At 34.4% G+C, this 6,919-nt stretch carries 8 protein-coding genes; 1 reads left to right on the plus strand and 7 read right to left on the minus strand.

Annotated elements, in window-relative coordinates; all coding sequences use genetic code 11:
* Window positions 1-143: 143 nt before the first annotated feature.
* From FZ952_RS06990 to FZ952_RS07020, 7 genes are all read right to left on the minus strand, one after another.
* Window positions 144-1,910, minus strand: a complete 1,767-nt coding sequence (locus tag FZ952_RS06990) for a glycoside hydrolase family 13 protein (protein WP_148881119.1) — start codon at window positions 1,908-1,910, stop codon at window positions 144-146.
* 254 nt (window positions 1,911-2,164) lie between these two features.
* Window positions 2,165-2,446, minus strand: a complete 282-nt coding sequence (locus tag FZ952_RS06995) for a hypothetical protein (RefSeq protein WP_262366340.1) — start codon at window positions 2,444-2,446, stop codon at window positions 2,165-2,167.
* 127 nt (window positions 2,447-2,573) lie between these two features.
* Window positions 2,574-2,807 carry a GntR family transcriptional regulator gene (locus FZ952_RS07000; protein WP_262366341.1) on the minus strand — a complete coding sequence of 78 codons (234 nt, stop codon included), beginning with the start codon at window positions 2,805-2,807 and terminating at the stop codon, window positions 2,574-2,576.
* Between the two features lie 105 nt (window positions 2,808-2,912).
* The gene (locus FZ952_RS07005; RefSeq protein WP_148881120.1) at window positions 2,913-3,134 is read right to left on the minus strand and encodes a DUF1648 domain-containing protein; all 222 of its coding nucleotides are present in this window, start codon (window positions 3,132-3,134) and stop codon (window positions 2,913-2,915) included.
* Window positions 3,135-3,153: 19 nt separating this feature from the next.
* The gene (locus tag FZ952_RS07010) at window positions 3,154-4,713 is read right to left on the minus strand and encodes a putative ABC transporter permease subunit (RefSeq protein WP_148881121.1); all 1,560 of its coding nucleotides are present in this window, start codon (window positions 4,711-4,713) and stop codon (window positions 3,154-3,156) included.
* Window positions 4,688-5,416 (minus strand): ABC transporter ATP-binding protein, encoded by a 729-nt coding sequence (locus FZ952_RS07015; RefSeq protein WP_148881122.1) that lies wholly within the window; start codon window positions 5,414-5,416, stop codon window positions 4,688-4,690. Before FZ952_RS07015 ends, FZ952_RS07010 begins: the two co-directional genes overlap by 26 nt.
* Window positions 5,417-5,525: 109 nt before the next feature.
* Window positions 5,526-6,143: a TetR/AcrR family transcriptional regulator gene (locus tag FZ952_RS07020; protein WP_007790256.1), complete on the minus strand. Its 618-nt coding sequence runs from the start codon at window positions 6,141-6,143 to the stop codon at window positions 5,526-5,528.
* Between the two features lie 295 nt (window positions 6,144-6,438).
* Here FZ952_RS07020 and FZ952_RS07025 point away from each other — a divergent pair.
* Window positions 6,439-6,919, plus strand: a 481-nt coding sequence (locus FZ952_RS07025) for a transposase (protein WP_148881123.1), incomplete at its 3' end; no start/stop codon positions are given.

Genomic DNA, 6,919 nt, shown 5'->3' on the forward strand with positions numbered 1-6,919 from the left:
TTTTCTAGTAAGTTACTTGCTAAGGACTCATTATACACCTAAGCAAAAAAAACTACAAATATATAACTTGAACAGGCTACTTTTAGATTGGATTTGGGGAAATCTGAATAGTTCTATTGACTATTCAAGTCAAATTCCAAAAATTAATTTGCAGCAGTTTCCAAATCTTCCACAAAAATTACAAATCCATTGGGTAAGATAAGCAGTTGTCCATCCGAGACTTGACAATGACTCACTAAATCAGCCGTGGCTCTGTCTAAAAGGTAATTCTCCTTAGACTGATTAAAAATCGCTCGAAGAATTTGGCCATCATGTTCCCAGTCTAAAGCCAGCACATCAGGCTTGATTTCTTCTAGACTATATTTCCCATTCTGGATAATGTCTGAAACACTCTTGCGAAGCCGAATCAATTTCTTCATGAAATCGAGCATGTCATTGCTATTAGATACACGTTCCCAAGGCATAACACGACGACAATCTGGATCTGGTCCCCCGGCTAACTCTAGCTCCGTTCCATAGTAGAAACACGGTGTTCCCCTTTGTAAAAAGAGGCAGGCTAGGGCAGACTTAACCAGTTGGACATTTCCCTTGGCAGTAGTCAAAATACGCTCCGTATCGTGCGAATCCAGAAGATTGAACATCACTTCCGAAATCTGCTGTCTATAATACATAGATTGACCATTGATCTCATCGATAAATTGACTGGTCTTCTTAACCCTACGCAAAAAATAATCCTTGATACTATCAGATAGGGGATAATTCATGACGGCGTGAAACTCATCGCCCTTTAGCCAAGGCTGAGACGTATGCCAAACCTCTCCCAGAATATAAAGGTCAGGCTTTTTAGCCAAGACAGCCTTACGGAAATCTCGCCAAAATTGGTGGTCCACTTCATTAGCCACATCCAGGCGCCAAGCATCAATATCGAAATGCTCAATCCAGTAGGTCGCAACGCTTAACAAATAGTCCTTCACTTCTGGATTTGCCGTGTTTAATTTTGGCATATAGCTGGCAAAGGCAAAGGTATGATAAGGGAGCTTTTTTGGATTTTCAAGCTTATCCTTTGTCACTGGGAACTCTTGAATATGGAACCAGTCTTTATAAACTGATTTTTGACCATTTTTGACAACATCCTGCCACTGTGGAGATTGGTCGCCGATATGGTTAAAAACAGCGTCCAGCATCACCTTCATGCCACGCTGATGAGCCTTCTCTACCAATTGGCGGAAGGTCTCCTTGTCTCCAAAATGTCTATCAATCTCAAAGTAATCTGTCGTATTATACTTGTGATTGCTAGGAGATTCAAAAATCGGACAGAGATAGAGTCCTGTGATTCCCAAGTCTTGTAAGTAATCCAGATGGTCAATAATTCCCTGTAAATCCCCACCAAAGAAATCTGTTCTTTGTGGGGCGTTAGCAGCATCCCAAGCTCGTGCTCCTTTCGGTGAAAGTTCAGGATTTCCATTGGCAAATCTTTCTGGGAAAATCTGATACCAAACTGTTTCTGAAACCCAGTCAGGAACCTGACAGCCATCAGTCTCATGGATATAAGGAAGCTTAAAGCCATTCCCCTCGTAATGAAGATTTTCTAGCGTGCTTTCAACACAACCCTTATCGCCATACAAGATACTCTGGCCTTGCTTATCCTTAAGTTCAAAGAGATACTGGAGTCGCGCAAAGCCAACCGAAACCTCCACTTGCCAATAATCAAACAAAGCATCAGAGCTTACTTTGACCATTTCCTTGCGGTCTTCATAATGGTCCTCGATAAATATAAAAGGATCTCCATAGTGCAAGGTGATGTTTTCAATATCTCCCTTTTTCGTTCGAATGCGAATGTGCATTGTCTTATCTTTATAAAGATAAGCATACTCCGACTCTGGCCTGTGGTAAATAGCTGACAATTCCATATTTTCTCTCCTAGATTTCTCTTTATAAACTCATCGCCACTTTGTGCAAACGATTTCACAAGGTTGTTCTAGTATATCACTTTAATAAGATGTTGGCAAGATATTGTTCTGGTTTTAGTATAGGAGGCTATCAGTTTATATTAAAAAGCCTTGAAATCAAGGCTTTTACTAGCAATAAATATTAACCAATAAAATGTGGTAAATAAAACAATTAACAGTATAAGTTTATACTTATTATCTTCTTTAAATGCACATCATTTATAACTATATGAAAGTGCTTCTTCTACTGCATTAATAATATCCAAAGTAAAATCTTTCTTTTTAATTTCTAAAGCACTAAGCATTTCTTTGTTTTTTCTAAAAGTTTTATATAAAAGTTTCTTATCTTTATCATCCAAATCAATTTTATAAAGAAGATTTGAAAGCGAAATAATTAATAGCTTAAAATCATTACACAGCGTTTCATCTGATTTTCTACCTTTCCAAGAAAGAAATCTATCAAAGTAATTATCGCTAAACTTTGGCTGTAATCCCATTTTGTTTCTTTGGTATTTCTAACATTAGATGTTTAGATTCTTCCATATTCGTTTCCTCCATTTTATCAATAATCTAAATAGTCAGTATCTTTATCTTCTTTACACATAATTGATTTTTATTCATTTTTTAAGTTTCTATTCTATCAAATAGTTTGATAATCTCAGAATCCGAAAATCCTAAGGTATATAGTTTTTCAAACAATATTTTTGTTAGCCTGTTCAAATGCTGATTTCTTAACTCAATTATTTTCTTCTCACTTTCAGTAACAAAATATCCTTTACTTCCACGACTAACAATCAACCCCTGTTTCTCAAGAACTTTTAATGCTTTTTGGACGGTTGCAGGATTACATTCTTCCATCTCTGCTAAAGTCCTTATGGGGAGGCGTCTGTTGCCCCGGTACATACTTACCTCTTAAAACAGTTGCTCTTATCACAGATGTTATTTGTAAATATGGATACATATTCACTTAACCTTTTTATTTTTCCTTCCTCGTATAAATTTCCAATAAGCAGAATACGGAATAACCGTAGCAAACAGAAGATAATATTTATTAGCAAACATATCAGGGGCTCCTTTTGCATTGAAATGAACAGGAATTTTCTCCGGGAGAAATATGCAAATAATAAATATTACAACAATCATTAACATCAACACCAAGACATCTTTTAACAGCCCAACTTTCATACAATTTTCCCTCCTTAAACTAAATAAAATTTGACTTGCTAACTTTTATATAAACTTCGCTTGAAATAACAAGTAAAGTAACTGATATTATCTGCAAAACCGGTGTTATCGGAAGATTTAAAAACCAATTAAGAAGAATTGGTGTAATGAGTGCAATTATCCCGACAAGTCCAGACACAATAACAGGCATGCTCTGCTTTACTACCATCATCTCGCTTTCCCATTCATAATTTGGATACTTTTTATTTAGGGAAATTCCTATCACTGTTATAAAGATCGAATAGCATATAGGAACAATTATTAGGTTAATAACTTGAATAAAGTTCATATCAAGTTTTAGCATAAATGCAAATATGGAAATCATATACCCAATCAAATGAAGTGTAAGGTTTACAGCTATCTTGGAATTTAAGATCATTTTTACCTTAACAGGAGAGCTTTGCAAAATCCAAATGTTTTTTCCTTCTAAAGATATCGCTGAAGCTGCCGGGCAACTGAGCGAGAGCATAGATGCAATAAATAATGGAGCAAAATTTGAGAGATATTCATTTATATTTTCTATCCCTGAAGACTCTCCTATTTGTTCTACAGAATTAAAAAGCAAAAATATACTAAAAACACATAAAAGTATTACACCAAGGCCTGCATTCAAGACCGCCATGTACGAGCTTAAAAAGCGTCCCATTTCTTTTTTATACAAGGAAAAAAATATTGATTTTCTATTATAATATTTTTTGTTATCACAATATCTTGATGTTGTTTTAGCAAGAGTATTAAGCAATCCATACTTCATCGAAACAATTTTTACAAATATATAAAAAAGTGCTGTTGAAAAAGCAATAAATGATCCCACTCCAATATACATTGAAAAATTTGTGTGTTGCATGAATAACCCGGATATTGGGTACAGTTCGGTAATTTGCTTAGAAAGCATGATCTCAATGCTGTCTTCATTACCTGATTTCATAGCTGACACTGCAATATATCCAATTATACCTATCATTGCAAATGAAAAGATTAGAGCAATAACATTTTTCCTCTTAAAATAAGACGAAACAGCCACAACAATGATTCCCATACATGCTGCTATGCACATAGGTATCAATGGAACAAAAATCATGGATGTAAAATACAATATAATCTGCAATACATTTAAGCTTCTGTTTAACACCCAAACAATGCCTCCCGGAAGCATAAATATAAATCCTATTAAAAAGTTCAATAAATACATAAACATAAACTTGCTACTTATAATGTCTAAGCTTTTTAAAGGTAGCGATAAAAGCGTTTCCATATCACGACTACCAAATAAAATTCCATTAGAATAAAATATTGTCAAAAATAATATTGAAAAACTTGATACCGCAACCATATAAGCTGGTATCAATTCCTGCTGTCCAACTTGCACCAGTGTTTTGGCTGTCATAATATTATAGACACAGAAAAATATAGCAAGAGTTATTATTCCAAAACTTGCAATAACAACAGAGCTTTGCTTTTTATTTCTCGGCTCTCTAATTTCGTTGATTGGAAAAAAATTTATCAATTGGGCTCTAATTAGTATCCAAATTTTGCTCATTATCTTGTACCTCCATGAAAAAAGTTTCCAAAGTTTTATCACCTTTGACTTCTTCTGTATTTCCGCTTGCGATTAACTTTCCATTTTTTATAATTGCAATTTTATTACATAATTTTTCTGCAACATCCAAAACATGTGTTGAAAAGAAAATAGCTCCTCCATCTGACACGCATTCGTGCATTACTTTCTTTAGTAGAAAAGCTGCTTTTGGATCAAGTCCTACAAAAGGTTCATCTAAAATTAGTAACTTTGGAGAATGCACCAGTGCAGAAATAATCGCTGTTCGTTGCTTCATACCATGTGAATACGAAGATATCATCCCCGAAAGATGCTTAGTCATTTCAAATAAATCACTATATTTTTGAATTCTTTCTCTGCGTATTTCAGTATAAATTTCAAATAAATCTGCAATAAAATTGATGTACTGAAAACCCGTCATATGTTCATATAAGTCTGGATTATCCGGAATGTATGCCATCATTTTTTTACAAATAACAGGCTCCTCTTTAATGGAATGCCCATTAATCGTTATACTTCCATTCTCAAAATCATGAATCCCAACTACTGCTTTTATTGTTGTAGTTTTTCCGGCTCCATTTGCACCAATGAATCCATAAATATCTCCAGACTGTACTGAAATGGATAGGTTATCAACAACTTTTTTGTCTCCATAAAATTTACTAAAATTATTTATCTCTAACATGCTTTTACCTCCATTGACAATTTGTCAGTTATCCTTTGAAATAATACCGATAGCTTTTTTAGCATTAGCTATCGGAACATTATTATTTTTACAAACATTCTATTCTTTTTCAATTGCTAAAGAGTTTTTTTGCATTTAAGCTTTGTTCAAGCATTATCTTAAATGCGTTTAAATACTCATTAACAGACTCTTTTTTTGAATATCTTATACTTATGTTATTTGAAACAAAAACATAAGCTGTCATAAGAAATTCCGCTGTTTCAGACGGATATTTTACAAAAAGTGTTTTTTCTGATATTCCTTGGTTTATTATCCTTTCAAAATATATTGTCAGTTTTTCAATAATCTTATGAGATAACTTATCTATCATATATCGATTTTCTTCAAGATCAACTGTTTTTTGTAACTCTGTTCCCTCTGCTGAAATATTTTCCGAAGATATAATTGTGGCATCTATAAAAGCTCTAATTTTTTCAATGGCGGTTTTATCTTCATCATAGACAATAACATGAATATCTTTCAATAATTTATCTGAATATTGTTCCACAAGACAATATAAGATATCTTCTTTATTTTTAAAGTGATAGTACAGCAAGCCTCTTGATATATTTACTTTGTCAACAATATCCTGAGTTGTTGTATTAGTATACCCTTGCTCTATAAAGAGTAGCATTGCAGCATCCATAATTTCAGCACGTCGTATTTCCGGTTCTTTCACATCTCGCATTTTATCCCTCCTATTTAAAGGATATCACGCAACTGACATTTTGTCAATTGTGTTTTCTCATTTCTCTTGAATTTTATGGTATAATATATTTACAATTTTAGAAAAATGCTTAATGCTTGCTTGACTTTTGTAGCAAGCACAGTAAGTGTACGGACACTTACGAAAAAATTGACGAGTCTGGGACAATAGTCCCTTTGCTACAAAAAAAGCAACGGATTTGCCGTTGCTTTTTGCATGGTTGCGATAGTCTTGCTAAAATAGAATTGCTCAATAAACCATTTAGAGAGGCTATTCCATGCACATTCACTATAACACAAATCAAACGACTTTACCACTAGAACTTGCTTGCATTTTACCACAAGATCACATTGTCTTTACCATTGAAAAAGTGGTGAATACCTTGGAGGAACGTCACTTCCACGCTTTCTATCATAACTTCGGTCGGCCGTCTTATCACCCTAAAATGCTTTTAGCCGCTCTACTATTTGCCTACTCACAAGGGATTTTCTCTGGACGAAAAATCGAAAAAATGATGATTGAAAATCTCGCTATGCAGTACTTAACAGGACAGTTGGTTGTCAGCTACCGCACCATCAATCGCTTTCGAGTCGCTGCGGGGATGGAAGAGCTCATTCGTGAGCTTTTCATTGACCTCAATCTTCGTTTGAAAATGGAAGAGTTAGTGACTTTAGATTGTCTGTTTATTGATGGCACTAAGATTGAAGCCAACGCCAACAAGTATAGTTTCGTATGGAAAAAGGCCACAGACAAATTTT

This window comes from Streptococcus sp. Marseille-P7376, assembly GCF_902460385.1.
GTDB lineage: Bacteria > Bacillota > Bacilli > Lactobacillales > Streptococcaceae > Streptococcus > Streptococcus sinensis.